This window comes from Hydrogenophaga sp. FW305-3-2-15-A-LB1 (assembly GCF_058787875.1).
In genome coordinates this window covers 1-15,012 of record NZ_JBYTAE010000008.1, presented here as the reverse complement: position 1 = coordinate 15,012, position 15,012 = coordinate 1, and the positions used below count along the sequence as shown (strand labels likewise).

The window sequence follows — 15,012 nt, the reverse complement described above, 5'->3', positions numbered from 1 at the left end:
GGAAGTCTCCTCGATGCGTTGTTGGCTTGAACGCATGATCCCAGCGGCGGCCAGCCCGGCCTGTCGGCACAACCCGCCGCCCGCTGTAGGAGCCAGCCGACAAGGACAGGCTTGACCCTCCAGCGGCTCCAGGGTTTCAAATAAGCCCATGAGCGACAAAACCCTGACACCGAGCCCCGCCGAATCCACCGTGCTGCACGTGCCCAGCATGTGTTGCGCGGCCGAGTTCAACCTGGTGGAAAAGGAACTGCGGCGCGTGGACGGCGTGCACGACGTGGCGCCCGACTTCATCCGCCGATCGGTGCGCATCCAGCACAGCGCGATTCCCGAGCCCGAGCTGCTCGCGGCGGCGGCCCGCTCGGGCTTCGAGGTGCGCCCGGGCCGCGCGGCGCCCCAGGGCAAGGGCCTGGCGTCGATCGGCATCCGCACGGTGGATGCGGCGCCCCCCGCGCCCGCCAGCCATGCGGCGCATGACCACGACCATGAACACGATCACAAGGACGGCCATGACCACGAGGAAGGGCCTGGCCACACGCACGCCAACGACACCTCGCCCTGGAAGCTCGCCGTGGGTGGCGTGCTGGCGCTGGCGGCGGAGGTGGTGGCGCTGGCCTATGGCGATGCCTCGTTCGGGGCGGTGGCCTTCGCGCTGGGCGCCATTGCCCTGGCCGGTCTGGACACCTACCGCAAGGGCCTCGTCGCCCTGCGCCGCTTCAACCTGAACATCAACGCCCTGATGACGGTGGCGGTCACGGGCGCCGCCATCCTGGGCCAGTGGCCCGAAGCGGCGATGGTCATGGTGCTGTTCGCCATCGCGGAAATGATCGAAGAGAAATCGCTGGACCGCGCGCGCCGCGCCATCGAAGGCCTGATGGCGATGGCGCCCGAGATGGCCACGGTGCAGCAGGGCTCGGCCTGGCAGGAGGTGCCGGCGGCCACGGTGGCGCTGGGGGCGACCGTTCGTGTGCGCCCGGGGGAACGCATCGCGCTCGACGGCACCGTCACCTCCGGCTCGTCGGCGGTGGACCAGGCGGCCATCACGGGCGAGAGCGTGCCGGTGGACAAGCAGGCCGGCGACAAGCTGTTCGCCGGCACCATCAACCAGAACGGCGAGTTGCTCTACCAGGTGACGGCCAAGGCCGACGACTCGACGCTGGCCCGCATCATCCGCGCGGTGCAGGAGGCCCAGGCCAGCCGCGCGCCGACCCAGCGTTTCGTGGACACCTTCGCGCGCTATTACACGCCGGCCGTGTTCGCGGTGGCCATCGCCATCGCGGTGCTGCCGCCGCTGCTGACCGGCGCGGACTGGCTCACCTGGGTCTACCGGGCGCTGGTGCTGCTGGTCATCGCCTGCCCTTGCGCGCTGGTGCTGTCCACGCCGATCTCCGTCGTGTCCGGGCTGACCGCCGCCGCCCGGCGCGGCATCCTGGTCAAGGGCGGCCTGTACCTGGAGCAAGGCCACCGGCTGAAAGTGCTGGCCCTGGACAAGACAGGCACGCTGACGCAGGGCCGACCGGTGGTGACCGACGTGCAGGCGCTGCAGGGCAGCGAAGACGAGGTGCTGGCGCTGGCGGTGTCGCTGTCCGGGCGCAGCGACCACCCGGTGTCCAAGGCGATTGCCGCGCGCGGCACCGGCACCGTGCGGGAGGTCACCGGTTTCCAGGCGCTGCAGGGACGCGGCATCGAAGGCAGCATCGCGAACGAGCGCTACCGCCTGGGCAACCACCGCCTGGTCGAGGAATCGGCCGCATGCTCGCCCGAGCTGGAGGCGAAGCTGGACGCGCTGGAGGCGCAGGGCAAGACGGCGGTGGTGCTGGTGCGCGGCAATGTGCCCATTGGCATCTTCGCGATCGCCGACCAGGTGCGCCCGGAAAGCGTGGAGGCCGTGGCCCAACTGAAGCAACTGGGCGTTCGCCCGGTGATGCTGACCGGCGACAACCGGCACACGGCCGAGGCGATCGCGCGGCAGGTCGGCATCGAGGACGTGCGCAGCGAGCTGCTGCCGCAAGACAAGCTCAAGGCGATTCAGGAACTCTCGGCCGGCGACACGGTGGTGGGCATGGTGGGCGACGGCATCAACGACGCACCGGCGCTCGCCCAGGCCCACATCGGCTTTGCCATGGGCGCCGCGGGGACCGACACCGCGATCGAGACGGCCGACGTGGCCCTGATGGACGACGACCCACGCAAGCTCGCCGAGTTCATCGACCTGTCCCGCGCCACCAAGGCCGTGCTGTGGCAGAACATCACCCTCGCCCTGGGCATCAAGGTGGTGTTCCTGAGCCTCGCGGTGGTGGGTGAGGCCACGCTGTGGATGGCGGTGTTCGCCGACATGGGCGGCAGCCTGCTCGTGGTGTTCAACGGCCTGCGGCTGCTGCGCCACCGCCGGCGCTGATTCAGTAGGCGCGGTCGCGGTCCAGCAGGCCGCGCTGGACGAAGAGCGCGCGCAGCGCGTCGTGTTTGAAGACACCGGAGCGCTCCAGCACCTGGAGCGTGTTGCCGCAGCGGCTGCGCATGTGCGCGTGGCGCAGGCCCTCGCCACTCACCTTGCTCAGCACGCGTTCGGTGGCGGCGGCATCCAGGCCGGCATCGCCCAGCAGGCGGCGATGGAAGCCGTCGTCCCAGGTGTGGAAGGCCGCGATGACGTCGGGCAGCAGGCGGCCGAAGAAGGCCTGGCTGTTGCCGTCCAGCCGGGGCCAGATCCGCTCGAACAGGTGGGCGAAGTACTTCGCATGCACCCACTCGTCTTCCAGGTGCGCGGGCAGCATGCCCTGCACCGCCGTGTGCGCCGTGCCGCGCATGACGTCGACGATGGCCTTGGTGATCATGGTCTCGCCGACGAAGCCGACCATGAACCAGGCCAGGTCGCGCCGCTGCGCCGGCACCTGGGCCGCCAGCGCCTCGATGGCCGAGATCTTCATGCTGGGTTCGTCGCGCGCCTCCAGCGCGAACACCTCGCGGATGGCGCGGCTCGCGTGGGCCGTGAAGTAGGCGTGGTAGCCCTCGTCGGTGTACAGCTTCAACGCGTCGAGCGCGAGCGCTTCGGGCACGAAGGCGCGCAGGCGGTTTTCCGCGATGACCTGGGCCGCCACGTTGACGACGCGGTGCTCGGTGAGCGCCATGTCGTCCAGGAAATGCACCAGCCGCGCGGCGCACAGGCGGTTGCGCCGGGCCATGTCGAGGTGGCGCAGCGCCGGGTGCGACATGAGTTCGTCGGTCTGGCCGAAGACGAACCACTGCACGCTGCTGAACTCGCCCGCGCTGCCGGACAGATCGAAGTCGGTCAATGAGGGCTTGGCGCGCACCGAGGCGGTGGCGATCCAGTCCTTGAAGGGCGAGTCGGCTTCCTTTCTGGCGCGCATCCGGGTTCTTCCGCATTCGATTGAGGGGTTCTCGAGTATGTCAAGAATCCGTGGCGATATTCCCGAAAGGCGGTGACCTGCCCCTTAGGGCAGTGCCCAAAAGTGCATGGTGGGCCCAGAATCGACACGCCCATGAACCTGCTCCTCATCGATGACCACCCGATGTTCGGCGTCGGGTTCGTTCACGCCCTTACCCACCTGCGCCCAGGCATCGACGCCCGGGCGGTGCTGCACCTGGAACACGGGCTGGCGCTGGCCCGGCAATGGCCCGGGCTGGACGTGGTGCTGATCGACTACCGGCTGGCGGGCGACGATGGGCTGGCCGGCTTGCGGCGCTTCGGCACGCAACACCCGCTGGTCGCGCGCGTGCTGATCTCGGGCCAGGAAGACCGGCACCTGCTGGCGCAGGCGCGCACGGCCGGCGCCGCGGGCTTTCTGGGCAAGTCGTTGCCGATCGCCGAGATCCTCGCCGCGCTGGAGAAGATCGTCGGCGGTGGCGAACATTTCCTCCCGACGGCATCCACCAGCCAGGTGCCCGCGAATACCACCACCACCCCAGGGCCGACGGCACGCCAGCTCGAGGTGCTGCTGCTGATCGCGCGGGGCCAGCAGAACAAGCAGATTGCGCACGAACTGGGCATTGCCGAGCGCACCGTGAAGCTGCACGTCACCGCGCTGCTGGATGCGCTGGGCGCGCGCAACCGCACGCACCTGCTGGTGCTGGCACGCGACTCGGGCCTCATCTGAATGGACCGACCCACCAGCGCCCCGGGCCCGACCGCGCTGGAGATGGACCAGATCAACCGGCTGGTGCGCACCACCCCGGCGGTGTGGTTCCTGAGCACGCTGGGCGCGTTGATCTGCTACCTGCAGTTCGCCGAATCGCAGACCGATTCGCGCCTTGACTGGTGGCTGGTCGCCTTCTGCGCGGTGAGCACGCAGAGGCTGGTGGCGTCCCTGTTCGTGTACCGCGTGCCGCGCTCGGCCCCCCGGATCCGCTGGTGGCTGAGCAGCACACTGGTGCATGCCGCGCTGTGGGGCCTGCTGAGCGTGGTCCTGCTGACCCCGGGGCCGCCCCAGGCGGAGTCCATCCTGCACATCACGCTGGTGGCGATCGCCATGGGCGGCTCGGTGCGCCTGCCCGGCTTCCGCCTCACGCTGATCGCCCATGTGGGCCTGGTGCTCGGCCCGCTGATCCTGCGCGACCTGTGGACGGCCAACCCGTACCACGCGGTGCTGGCGTTCCTGGTGTTCCTGATCGGGGTGTACGCCCTGGTCAGCGGTCGCAACCAGTCGCTGGCCCTGCGCGAGATCCACGTCCAGCGCCAGCGCAACGAGGAACTGATCGTCGCCTTGCAAAGAGAGAACGAACGCAGCGAAACCGCGCGCGGCGTGGCCGAAGAGGCGAACGCGGCGCGCACCCGTTTCTTCGCGGCCGCCAACCACGACCTGCGCCAGCCCCTGCACGCCATGCGCCTGCTGTCGCAGACGCTGCTGGAACAGGGCCACAAGGTGGACGTGGCAGCGGTGTCCACCCACCTGGTCGAGTGCGTGGAGGGCATGGCGGAGGTGATCGACGACCTGCTGGAGATCACGCGGCTCGACGTGGGCCACATGGCGCCGCACTGGTCGAGTTTTCCGCTGGACGATCTGGTGCGGGAGTGCTGCCGGCCCCACGAACCGCTGGCGCTGGCCAAGGGCCTGCGGCTGGACATCGATGTGGGCCGACTCGCAGTGCACAGCGACCGCGCCCTGCTGGCCCGCGTGCTGAGCAACCTGGTCTCCAACGCCATCCGCTACACCGAGCGCGGCGCCGTGCGGGTGGCCTGCGCCCTGACAAGCGACGAAAGCCACGTCTGGCTCGATGTGGAAGACACCGGCATCGGCATCGATGAAGAGGACCTGCCGCGCATCTTCGAGGAGTTCTACCAGGTGGGCAACCCGGCCCGCGACCGCCACCTGGGCCTGGGACTGGGCCTGGCCACCGTGAAGCGCCTGAGCGACCTGCTGTCGCTGGATGTGTCGGTGCTGCGCTCGGCGCCCGGCCAGGGCAGCGTGTTTTCCCTGAAGCTGCGGCGCGTGGCCATGGACGAAGTCACGATGAGCGCCACGGCCCATCCCGAGCCGGGCGCCCAAGAGGCTTTGCTGCCCGGCCACCGCGTGCTGGTGATCGAGGACGACGCCGATGCGCGCGCCGCGCTCACGGGCCTGTTGCGCTCGTGGGGTTGCGACGTGCGTTCGGCGGCGGATGCGGCCACCAGCCTGGGCCACATTCGGACGGGGTTCCGGCCCGATGCCCTGGTGGTGGACCTGCGCCTGCCCGACGGTGCCAGCGGCATCGACGCCTTGCGCGACGTGCGCGCGCTGCTGGGTGACGAGGTGCCCGCCGTGATGGTGACGGGCGACGCCGGAAGCCCTCACATGCGGCTGGCTCAGGACGCCGGCCTGACGGTGATGGTCAAGCCGGTGCGGCCGGTGCAGCTGCGCGCGTTCCTGGGCCTGGTGTTCGCCAGGGAGCAGGCGCCGCAGCCCGACTGAGGAAGGGCTCAGCGCAACAGGGGGTTGCGCGCGGGCGGCGCGCCCTTGCGGCTGCACACCGCCTCGGACACCGAGCGCCCCAGCACGTTGAAGGACCCGCCGACGAAGCAGCCGTATTCCTGGCCGCTCTTGGTGCGCACGGCGTAGCGGGTGGTGGTGCCCTCGTCGACGCGGTTGCTCACGGTGAACGCGTTTCGCTCCAGGCCGAGCGCAAAGGCGGTGCGGTCGACGATGGCCTCGTCGGTCACGGCCATCGATGCGCAACCGGCGGTGAGCAGCAGCGCGGCAAGGGTGGGTACCCAGAGTCTGGGTGAGTGCATGGGTTCTCCTGTCCTGAAAGAGTGAGGTGGTGACGGCAAGGTCTGCCGCGAACCCATGCTAGGCAGGACCTCCCCGGCGGGGAACAGCACCTTCGGGCAGGTGATGCGCGCGCGCATCGCCCTGCCCGATGGTGCTATGGAGCCGCGCGCCCTTCGTTCCTAGCATCCGCCCCATGTACAACCATGGAGCACATGAATGAAATGGCAAAGAACGATCGCACGGCTGTCCGTGCTGGCGGCGGTGGCCGCCGCGCTGGGCGCCTGTGGAGGCTCGAACAACAGCAGTGGAGGTGGTGGCAACAGCCCCGCTCCCGTCCCAGGCAGCAGGCTGGAGGTGACCGTGGTGGGCAGCGGCAACATCAGCTCACTGCCCACCGGGCTGGACTGCAACGACGCCTGCGGCGCACCCTTTGCGACCGGCAGCGCGGTGACGCTGACGGCCACACCGGCGGCGGGGCAGCAACTGGCCAGCTGGAGCGGCGCCTGCAGCGGCGCGGCGCTGACCTGCACCGTGTCGATGGACCAGGCGCGCTCGGCCACGGCCACCTTCGTGGCCACCACGGCCACGCGCTTCGACCTGTCGGTCACGCGCACCGGCAGCGGCGATGTGACTTCGTCACCGGCGGGCATCAGCTGCGGCAGCAGCTGCGAGGCCCAGTTCAACGCCGGCACCCTGGTCACGCTGACGGCCAGCCCCGCGTCGGGCCAGGTGTTCGATGGCTGGAGCGGCGCCTGCCGCAACCAGGCCCTGAGCTGCGATGTGACGATGAGCGCGGCGCGAGCCGTGGCGGCCGCCTTCAAGGCAGCGCCCAGCCAGGCGGGCTGGGGTGAGCTGGTGAACCTGGCGGGCGCGGGCGCGGCGACGCCGGTGGTGGCCATCGACGACGCGGGCCGGGCCACCGCCGTGTGGCGCCAGCTGAACCCGGGCACCACCGAGCACCACGTCTGGAGCAGCCGCTCGGTCTCGGGAGGCACCTGGTCCACGCCCGAGCGGCTGGAGAGCAACACCGGCAACGTGAGCGAACTGCGCTTGTCGGTGGACGCGGCCACGGGGCGCGGCATGCTGCTGTGGATCCAGGCCGGCCCCACGGTGGACCTGCATGCGAGGCCGCTGGACCCCACCACCGGCTGGGGCGCCGCCGCAGTGGTGGACAGTGGCGCGGGCATGGTCGGCGTGAGCAGCGTGGGCACGGACCACAGCGGCAACGCGGTGGCGGTCTGGTCGCAGATCGGCCCGGCGACGCGCTTCAGCATCCACGCCAACCGCTACACGCCCGGCGGCGGCTGGGGTTCGCCGCAGCTGATCGAGACCAACGAGGTGGTCGGCAGCGTGGACGGTGACCCCGTGGTGGCGGTGACGCCCGCCGGCGACGCACTGACCGTGTGGAAGCGCTCCGGCGGCGGCGGTGACCTCTGGGGCAACCGCTTCACCGTGGGCGCGGGCTGGGGAACCGCTGCCGCCATCGTGACCGACGCGGGCGCCTTCCAGACCCTGGGCCGGCACGACCTCGCGCTCGATGCCGGTGGCAACGGCCTGCTGGCCTGGGGCCAGCTCGACATCGCGGGCGGCACCGGCAACAACGCCATCTGGTTCAAACGCTTCAATGCCGGCGCCTGGCAACCGGCGGTGGGCACCGTGGCACCAGCCGTGCCCAACACGCAAGGCTTCGTCAGCACGCCGGTGCTGCGCATGAACGCGGCGGGCACGGCGGTGGTGGTCTGGGGCGATGCCGACCAATCGCTGAACGCGGCGGCGGCCGCCCCGCAGGCGGTGGCCTTCAGCGGCCCGACCACGCTGCGCAGCGCCAACGGCGGCACCTGGGACAGCCTGCCGGTGGTGGGCGTGGACAGCGCGGACCGCGCGATGGTCGCCTGGGTCGATCCCGTGGGCAGCAACGTCACGGTGTCGCGCCTGACGCCGGGCAGCGGCTGGTTCACGGCGGAGGTGGTGGAAACCTACACCGACCCGTCGTACACCCCGGCCCTGGCCATGAACGGGCAAGGCCACGCGGTGCTCGGATGGGCGCAGCTCTTCTCCGCCACCGGCACGCAGATCGTGGTGCGCCGCTGGAACGCGGGGCCGTGAACGGCGACGGCCGTCAGGCCGCGGGCCCCACCCCCCACCACCGCCCGCGGCCGACTCCGCCGACCTCGACGAGGCGGCGGGGTCGGCCTTTTTCATGGCCTGCAGCGCCTTCTGCACCACACCCTGCTGCGTATTGACCGGGCGCAACAGGCGGCTGGCGATCAGGCGTTCGCAGCTGCGCTTGGTCATCGAATGCGGCCGGCCTCCCCGGCTCACGAACATGAACAGCGTGCCCTTGCTGCTGGCCCAGATGAGTTGGGCGCGCAGCCACTCGCGGTGGGAATACAGGTCCACCCAGTCGCCTTCGTGCAGGCCCACCAGCGTAGCGGCGGCGTTGATGTCTTCCAGTTCGCCCTCTTCGGCCAGGGCCGCGGCCTGCGAATCGTCCTCGCTGGCGCGGGCCTGCACCTGGGTTTCGATGAGGTCGCCGTAATCGGTCGGCATGGTGTCCTCGAAACCGGCGGCTTCCAGCTCGCGCTTGCCCAGCCAGGGCTGCGCGCGCGGCTTCGGCTTGCGCTGCTCGGGCGTGGCGGGCAGGGTTTCGTCGAGGTCCATGGACATGGAGGAAGGCACCTCCTCCAGGGGCATCGCGCCCGAGTTCTCCATCGGCGGCAGGCCGGAGTGGCTCGCGTCGGCGCGGATGCGCGCGCGGCGCAGGCCCAGCACCGGCTGGTGCAGGCGCATCAGCGCATCGAAAAAGGGCTTGGTTTCCTCGCGCGTCTTGCCCAGCATGTCCAGCCCCGCGTGCAGCGTGGCGAGCATGCCCGGCACCATGGCGAACAACTCCTTGGGCCGCTTGAGCGTGACTTCCTTCTTCACGCTCCACAGCAGGTTGGACACCACCTTGCGGTAGCCGCCGGGGTCGGCCTCGTCCGGCTCGTTGAGCTTGGCCGAGGCGATCACCAGCGACCAGGGGCCGTAGAGGAAATCGAGGATCACGCCGGGCGCGTTGTCCACGTCGGGCCGCTGGCTCAGGTCCCAGGCGATCTGGTCCGCCATGGCCTGCCGCTCTTCGGCATAGCGGATGGACTGCAGGCTGTTGTCCTGCAGCGCGAGTTCCTTCTGGTCCTGCGCTTCCCAGCCCTGCCGCAGCTCGGTGAGCACGTCGGCGAACGGCTGGGGGTCGCGGGTGGCGGTGGCATTGAGCTCGTTGAACGCGCTCTGCACCGGCTGGAAGAAGCTGTCGAATTCGGGCGCGAACTCGTCGTTGAACTTGAAGCTGCGCTGCGCCACGCTCTCGATCAGGCGCCGCGCGGGGTGTTCGTCTTCGTTGAAGAAGCGCGGGTTGGCCATGGCCAGGCGCAACAGCGCCGGCTCCAGCGCCACCACCGATTCGCGCACCGGCCCCAGAAGCAAGGGATCGCTCGCCACCTGGCTGACCAGCGTGCGCACCAGGTCCAGGCCCACGGCCTGGCTGACGCGCTGCGCTTTCTGCTTGAGGTGCATGAGCACGCGCGAGCGCTCGTGCGCGGCGGCGTAGGTGCCCCAGGCCTTGTGGCTGAGCTGGCTGGAGATGCCGATCTCGCGCGCCGGCCGGTCCACCACCGGCAGGTCGCGGTACTGCGTCTGCTGCTCCAGGATCATGGACTCGTCGAGCACCGGGATCGCGGCAAACGCCTCGATGGCGGCGAGCTCTTCGCTCACCTGCTCGTAGTAGTCCGGGGTCAGGTGGCGGTCGAAGTGTTTGCCGCCCTGCTTCAGGAAGTCATGGAAGACCTGGTGGTCTTCACCCGGCTGCATGCGCGCCAGCGTCTGCATGGACGGCAGTGGATCGGCACTGGCCCAGCCCGGCGCGTGGTGGCCGCTGCCCCCGGTGTCGCCGGCGTCCTGCCACTGGCTGCTGGGCGGGACGCCCAGCCCGGCCGCGCGGGACGACGTGCCCAGGTTGCCCGAGCGGGTGGACAGGCCGCCGGATCGGGTGGACGCGCCCGACTCTTCCACCAGCCGCACGCGGTAGCCGGCTTCCTGCACGTTGGCGCGCTGCAGGATCAGCGCCACGCGCTCGTAGAGTTTCTGCAGCTCGCGGGCCAGCGCGTCGCCCATGTGCCGCAACCACAGGGCGCGCACCTCGGGCTCGGACTCGGCCGAGGCCATGAGCTCGCGCAGCGCCCGCACGAACACCGAAGGCCGCATGGGGTTGCGCTCGGCCTGCACCGTCTGCAGGCCGATCACCGAACTCATCAGGGCATCGAGCACGCCGAGTTGCTGCTCCACCACCGGCATGAGGCTGTGCACCAGCCGGGCCGATTCGAGCGACTCGTTGACCGCGTCGTCCTCCACCAGCGACAGCAGGGAGGACTCGGACAGCAGGGCCGGGCGCGAGCTGTTCATCTCGGGCGAGGCCATCAGGGCATCGCGCAGGTGCTGCGAGAAGCTGCGTCCCCACTGGATCTTGTTCTGCAACAGACCCCACCAGGCCAGAGCGAGGCGGTCGCGCTGGGCGACTTCCTTGGAGGCTTTTTCCGCGGCCTGCAGGCTGGCGATGGCCGAGTCGGCGCAGCGCGCCAGCATGTCGGGCGCGCCAGAGAGTGCTTCCTGAAAGCACTGCTGCAGCAAACGGGAGGGCGCCGTCATGGGCGGTGTGCGGGAATCGGCCGGGTGGGTATATGTATCAAGATGCTTTTATACCCGCTGGCAAGGCCCACCGCGTGAAGGGCGGCAAATATTCGGCAGCCGGGCGCAACACCGGCATCGGCGGCGCCCGGGTGGCCGGCCGGCTTCAGGCCGGCGCCAAAACGGTGCGCCGCACCCGGCGCACGTTGAAAGCGCTCGCGATGAGCACCGCCTGCACCACCGCCAGGCCGATCAGCACGCCCTGGAACTGGCCGTGGTCCATGAGCACGCCGAAGATCAGCGGCGAGATGGCCTGGCCGATGTCCAGCCCGGAATACACCACGCCGTACACACGGCCGGTGGCGTTGTCGGGCGTGGACTTCTTCACCAGCAGGTCGCGCGAAGGGCCCGCGATGCCGGCCGAGAAGCCCATGGCGCCGAACAGCACCGGCACCACCGCCGCCGGCACATGGGCAAAGGCCAGCACCAGCGCGATGACCGCCGCCAGGCCAAAGCCCACGCCCACCACGCGCTCGCAGCGCGCCGGGTCGGACGCGAGGAAGCCACCCAGCACCATGCCGCCGGCCGCGCAGACCATGTAGATCGTCAGGCACACCGCCACCAGCGCGAGCGGCACGCCGTGCAGCTGGCGCGCGGCTTCGGGCGCGAAAGCCTGCACCACGCTGAGCGCCATGGCATAGAAAAAGAAGAAACCGAAACACATCCACACCGCCGGAATGCGCAGGAAAGCCGTGGAGCTTTCCGTGGCCGCGTGGGCCGGTCCCTGAACCGGCTTGGGCGCGGCCGGCAGGCTGAGGCGCTCGCGGTTGAACCACAGCACGGCCAGCACCGCGAAGGCCAGCACACCCGCGCTGGCCAGGGCCGCGCGCCAGGAGAAGGCCAGCGCGATCGGCACCATCATGGCCGGCGCCAGCGCCCAGCCCAGGCTGCCGGTGATGCCGTGCACGCTGTAGGCGTGCCCCAGGCGGGGCGCGCTCACCTTGCGGTTGAGCAGGGTGTAGTCCACCGGGTGGAACACCCCGTTGCCGATGCCGGCCACGATGGCGAAGAAGGCCATCATCCAGTAGCCGGTGCTGGCCGCGAACCCGAAAGCCGCCACGCCCAGCAGCGCCAGGCCGGCGAACAGCACCGGGCGGGGACCGAGGCGGTCCACCACGAAACCCGAGGCGGTCTGCACCGCGCACGAGGTGACGAAGAAGATGGTCATCAGGAAACCCAGTTCCGCGTAACTGGCGTTGAACGCGTCCTTGAGCCAGGGGAACAGCGGCGCGAGCAGCAGCTGGCTGAAATGGCTGACCATGTGGGCCAGGCCCACCAGCCCGATGAGGCTGGCGTCCTGCCGCAGGGCCACGGGCGGCGGCAGGGATGAGGTGGTGCTGGAGGAAGACATGGCGTGATCGTAGATCGGCCCGACTTCGCCGAATCGCGACGATCTGTCAGAATTCGTTGAAAGTCCGCCAACGCACCAAAACGATGCCTCAGCGCCCTCGCCCCGGCCCCACGCTCCTCGGAGACACCGATCCCTTCACGCCCGACGCGGCCCGCCCGGTGCGCGTGCGCGCCCGCGACCTGAGCGCGGACACCCACTTCGAACCGCACCGCCACCCCTGGGGGCAGTTGGCCTACTGCGCCACGGGCATCGTGCAGGCGATGGCCTCTCCCGACGACCCGAGCCTGCAGGCGGTGACCTACATCGTGCCGCCCTCGCGCGCGGTGTGGATTCCGCCCGGCATGCGCCACGCCGTCACGGTGCGCGAGGCCGCCGAGTTGCGCACGCTCTACATCCACGCGGGCGCCGCGCCCGCCGGCTGGACGGCCTGCCGCATGATCGTCGTCTCCCCCCTGTTGCGCGAGCTGATCCAGGCCATGGACGCGGCCACGCGGCGAGCGGCCGAACCGGCGCGCGACCGCCTGCTGACCGATCTGGTGCTCGACGAGCTGGCGCACGCCGACACCCAGACCCTGGGCGTGCCGCTGCCGCGCGACAAGCGGCTGCGCGCCCTGTGCGAGGCGGTGCTGCGCGCGCCCGGCGAACGCGCCACGCTGGCCGAGTGGGCGGCCGACACCGGCGCGAGCGAACGCACCGTGGCGCGGCTGTTCCGCGAAGAACTGGGCACCACCTACCAGCAATGGCGGCAGCAGGCGGTGCTGGCACACGCCTTGCCTATGCTCGCCCGGGGCATGCCCATCGGTCAGGTGGCGGCGGCCACGGGTTACGCCAGCGACAGTGCGTTCAGCGCGATGTTCAAGGCGGCCATGGGCCATCCGCCAACGCGCTGGGGCTTGCGGGCCGACGGCCAGCAACGCTGAAGGAGACTCGGCGCGGCCGTCTTTCCGCCCTTCAAGGAGCTGTCATATCTGACAGGCAGCATGGGACATGCTCGGGCCAGAATGGTGCCGAGATTCGGGGAGTAAAAAGATGGAATGCAACAACCAACGCTACGTGAAGACATCCCGCGCCTGGGATGCCCTCACTTGGCCCGACCGACTGGGCCGCCAGACACACACCGTCCTGTTGCTGGCCAACGGCAGGCGCAGCGAGCAGGAACTGGTGGGCCTGCTGGGCAACGATGTGAAAGAACTTCTGCAGCGTTTGCAGCAAGAAGGTTTGCTGCAGTGCGCCACGACCGGGGCCACGGCGGAGACCGACGACGACGCGGTGGCGGGTGCCTGACTCAGAGCCAGCGCTTGAGCAACCCCATCACACGCTGGAACCGCGCCCCATATGGCGGGTAGAACAGCCAGCCCATCGCCCAACGCGACTGCACCAGCACCGGCTTCTGCTGCGTGAAGCGCAGGAAGCCGGCCTCGCCGTGGTACGAGCCCCAGCCGCTTTCGCCCACGCCACCAAAAGGCAGGCCTTCGTGCGCGATGTGCATCAGCGTGTCGTTCACCGTCACGCCACCGCTGACCGTGCGGTTCAGCAACCTGTCTCGCGCGGCGGTGTCGCTGCCGAACCAGTACAGCGCCAGCGGTCGGGGTCGCAGGTTGATGAAGGCGATGGCGTCGTCGATGCCGTCGTAGGCCACCACCGGCAGGATGGGACCGAAGATTTCTTCGCCCATCAGGCGCAGGCCCGGCGCCGCATCGAACACCAGCACGGGGTTCATCTGGCGCGCACCGCCGCTGGTGCCACCGGGTGGCGCCACATTCACCACGCGCGCGCCGCCTGCCTGGGCTTCGTCCAGCAGCGCGACCAGGCGCGCCTGGTGCCGCTCGCTCACGATGGCGGCGTAGTCGGGGTTGCCCGCGATGCTGGGGAACAGGCGCGCCACGGCGGCGGTGTAGGCGCGTTCGAACTCGGCCTCCCGGTCGCGCGGCAGCAGCACGTAGTCGGGCGCGATGCAGGTCTGGCCGGCGTTGAGCAGCTTGCCGTGCGCGATCTTGACGGCCGCATCGTTCAGGTCGCACGAGGCATCGATCACGCAGGGTGACTTGCCGCCCAGCTCCAGCGTGGTGGGCGTGAGGTTGGCCGCCGCGGCCGCCGCCACCTGGCGGCCGACCTGGGTGGAGCCGGTGAAGAACAGGTGGTCGAACGGCAGGCGGGAGAAGTCCTGCGCCACGTCCGGCCCGCCCAGCACCACGCTGAACTCGTCGGCCGCGAAAGCCTGCTGCACCAGCGTGGCCATGAGGGCCGAGGTGTGGGGCGTGAGTTCGCTGGGCTTGAGCATCACGCGGTTGCCGGCCGCCAGCGCCGTGGCGGCCGGGCCGAACGTGAGTTGCAGCGGGTAGTTCCAGGGACCGATGACGCCGATCACGCCCAGGGGCTGGCGCTGGATGTGGGCCCGCGCGGGCTGCAGGTACAGCGGCGTGGCCACGCGCTGCGGCTTCATCCAGCCGGGCAGGTGCTTGTGCAGCTGGGCCATGCCCGCGCGCAGCACGAACAGGTCCGCCGCCTCGGTGAGCTGCGGCGAGCGCACGCCGAAGTCGGCCTCCACTGCCTCGGCCAGGGCCGGCGCGTGGCTGTCGATCAGGGCACGCAGTCGGGCCAGCCGGTCGCGCCGCAATGCCAGTGGCACGTCCACCTGGGCGCGGCTGGCGTTGTACTGCGCGTCGAACAGCGCCCGCAGAGGCAGGGAGGGAGGGATCTGGGTCATGGGTTTCATGATAGGCCGCCCCTCCCGTCAAGGGT

The 15,012-nt window shown here is 70.2% G+C and carries 10 protein-coding genes and 1 pseudogene; 6 read left to right on the top strand and 5 right to left on the bottom strand.

Annotation, left to right across the window (positions count from 1 at the left end; translation table 11 throughout):
* Window positions 1-148 precede the first annotated feature (148 nt).
* The gene (locus tag AC3WPZ_RS03785; RefSeq protein ID WP_492438275.1) at window positions 149-2,395 is read left to right on the top strand and encodes a heavy metal translocating P-type ATPase; all 2,247 of its coding nucleotides are present in this window, start codon (window positions 149-151) and stop codon (window positions 2,393-2,395) included.
* Window position 2,396: 1 nt separating this feature from the next.
* Here the strand turns inward: AC3WPZ_RS03785 and AC3WPZ_RS03780 are convergent, their stop codons facing one another.
* Window positions 2,397-3,362 carry a diiron oxygenase gene (locus AC3WPZ_RS03780; protein WP_492438273.1) on the bottom strand — a complete coding sequence of 322 codons (966 nt, stop codon included), beginning with the start codon at window positions 3,360-3,362 and terminating at the stop codon, window positions 2,397-2,399.
* A gap of 132 nt (window positions 3,363-3,494) precedes the next feature.
* Here AC3WPZ_RS03780 and AC3WPZ_RS03775 point away from each other — a divergent pair, with 132 nt between their 5' ends.
* Entirely contained in the window at window positions 3,495-4,109 is a 615-nt protein-coding gene (locus AC3WPZ_RS03775; protein ID WP_492438271.1) for a LuxR C-terminal-related transcriptional regulator, read from the top strand.
* On the top strand, window positions 4,110-5,900 hold the full coding sequence (locus AC3WPZ_RS03770; protein ID WP_492438269.1) for an ATP-binding response regulator: 1,791 nt from the start codon (window positions 4,110-4,112) through the stop codon (window positions 5,898-5,900).
* Window positions 5,901-5,908: 8 nt separating this feature from the next.
* On the opposite strand, the gene AC3WPZ_RS03765 is transcribed toward AC3WPZ_RS03770, so the two are convergent.
* A complete protein-coding gene (locus AC3WPZ_RS03765) occupies window positions 5,909-6,220 on the bottom strand; it encodes a hypothetical protein (protein ID WP_382320382.1) in 312 nt (103 codons plus the stop codon).
* Between the two features lie 196 nt (window positions 6,221-6,416).
* On the opposite strand from AC3WPZ_RS03765, the gene AC3WPZ_RS03760 reads away from it, so the two are divergent.
* Window positions 6,417-8,306 (top strand): InlB B-repeat-containing protein, encoded by a 1,890-nt coding sequence (locus AC3WPZ_RS03760; protein WP_492438310.1) that lies wholly within the window; start codon window positions 6,417-6,419, stop codon window positions 8,304-8,306.
* Between the two features lie 696 nt (window positions 8,307-9,002).
* Here AC3WPZ_RS03760 and AC3WPZ_RS03755 read toward each other — a convergent pair.
* Together AC3WPZ_RS03755 and AC3WPZ_RS03750 are read right to left on the bottom strand one after the other, a co-directional pair.
* A pseudogene (locus AC3WPZ_RS03755) lies at window positions 9,003-10,880 on the bottom strand (DUF1631 family protein); the annotation flags it as partial.
* Between the two features lie 145 nt (window positions 10,881-11,025).
* Window positions 11,026-12,270: an MFS transporter gene (locus tag AC3WPZ_RS03750; protein ID WP_382320386.1), complete on the bottom strand. Its 1,245-nt coding sequence runs from the start codon at window positions 12,268-12,270 to the stop codon at window positions 11,026-11,028.
* 83 nt (window positions 12,271-12,353) lie between these two features.
* Between AC3WPZ_RS03750 and AC3WPZ_RS03745 the strand changes: the two genes are divergently transcribed.
* Together AC3WPZ_RS03745 and AC3WPZ_RS03740 are read left to right on the top strand one after the other, a co-directional pair.
* The gene (locus AC3WPZ_RS03745) at window positions 12,354-13,190 is read left to right on the top strand and encodes an AraC family transcriptional regulator (RefSeq protein ID WP_382156990.1); all 837 of its coding nucleotides are present in this window, start codon (window positions 12,354-12,356) and stop codon (window positions 13,188-13,190) included.
* Window positions 13,191-13,299: 109 nt separating this feature from the next.
* Window positions 13,300-13,554 carry a hypothetical protein gene (locus AC3WPZ_RS03740; RefSeq protein ID WP_382326451.1) on the top strand — a complete coding sequence of 85 codons (255 nt, stop codon included), beginning with the start codon at window positions 13,300-13,302 and terminating at the stop codon, window positions 13,552-13,554.
* 1 nt (window position 13,555) lies between these two features.
* On the opposite strand, the gene AC3WPZ_RS03735 is transcribed toward AC3WPZ_RS03740, so the two are convergent.
* A complete protein-coding gene (locus AC3WPZ_RS03735; RefSeq protein WP_492438266.1) occupies window positions 13,556-14,977 on the bottom strand; it encodes a coniferyl aldehyde dehydrogenase in 1,422 nt (473 codons plus the stop codon).
* Between the last annotated feature and the right edge of the window lie 35 nt (window positions 14,978-15,012).

Coding starts and splice junctions, on each gene's coding strand:
- AC3WPZ_RS03785 (WP_492438275.1), top strand. CDS start 149: ATGAGCGACAAAACCCTGACACCGAGCCCCGCCGAATCCACCGTGCTG.
- AC3WPZ_RS03780 (WP_492438273.1), bottom strand. CDS start 3,362: ATGCGCGCCAGAAAGGAAGCCGACTCGCCCTTCAAGGACTGGATCGCC.
- AC3WPZ_RS03775 (WP_492438271.1), top strand. CDS start 3,495: ATGAACCTGCTCCTCATCGATGACCACCCGATGTTCGGCGTCGGGTTC.
- AC3WPZ_RS03770 (WP_492438269.1), top strand. CDS start 4,110: ATGGACCGACCCACCAGCGCCCCGGGCCCGACCGCGCTGGAGATGGAC.
- AC3WPZ_RS03765 (WP_382320382.1), bottom strand. CDS start 6,220: ATGCACTCACCCAGACTCTGGGTACCCACCCTTGCCGCGCTGCTGCTC.
- AC3WPZ_RS03760 (WP_492438310.1), top strand. CDS start 6,417: ATGAAATGGCAAAGAACGATCGCACGGCTGTCCGTGCTGGCGGCGGTG.
- AC3WPZ_RS03750 (WP_382320386.1), bottom strand. CDS start 12,270: ATGTCTTCCTCCAGCACCACCTCATCCCTGCCGCCGCCCGTGGCCCTG.
- AC3WPZ_RS03745 (WP_382156990.1), top strand. CDS start 12,354: ATGCCTCAGCGCCCTCGCCCCGGCCCCACGCTCCTCGGAGACACCGAT.
- AC3WPZ_RS03740 (WP_382326451.1), top strand. CDS start 13,300: ATGGAATGCAACAACCAACGCTACGTGAAGACATCCCGCGCCTGGGAT.
- AC3WPZ_RS03735 (WP_492438266.1), bottom strand. CDS start 14,977: ATGACCCAGATCCCTCCCTCCCTGCCTCTGCGGGCGCTGTTCGACGCG.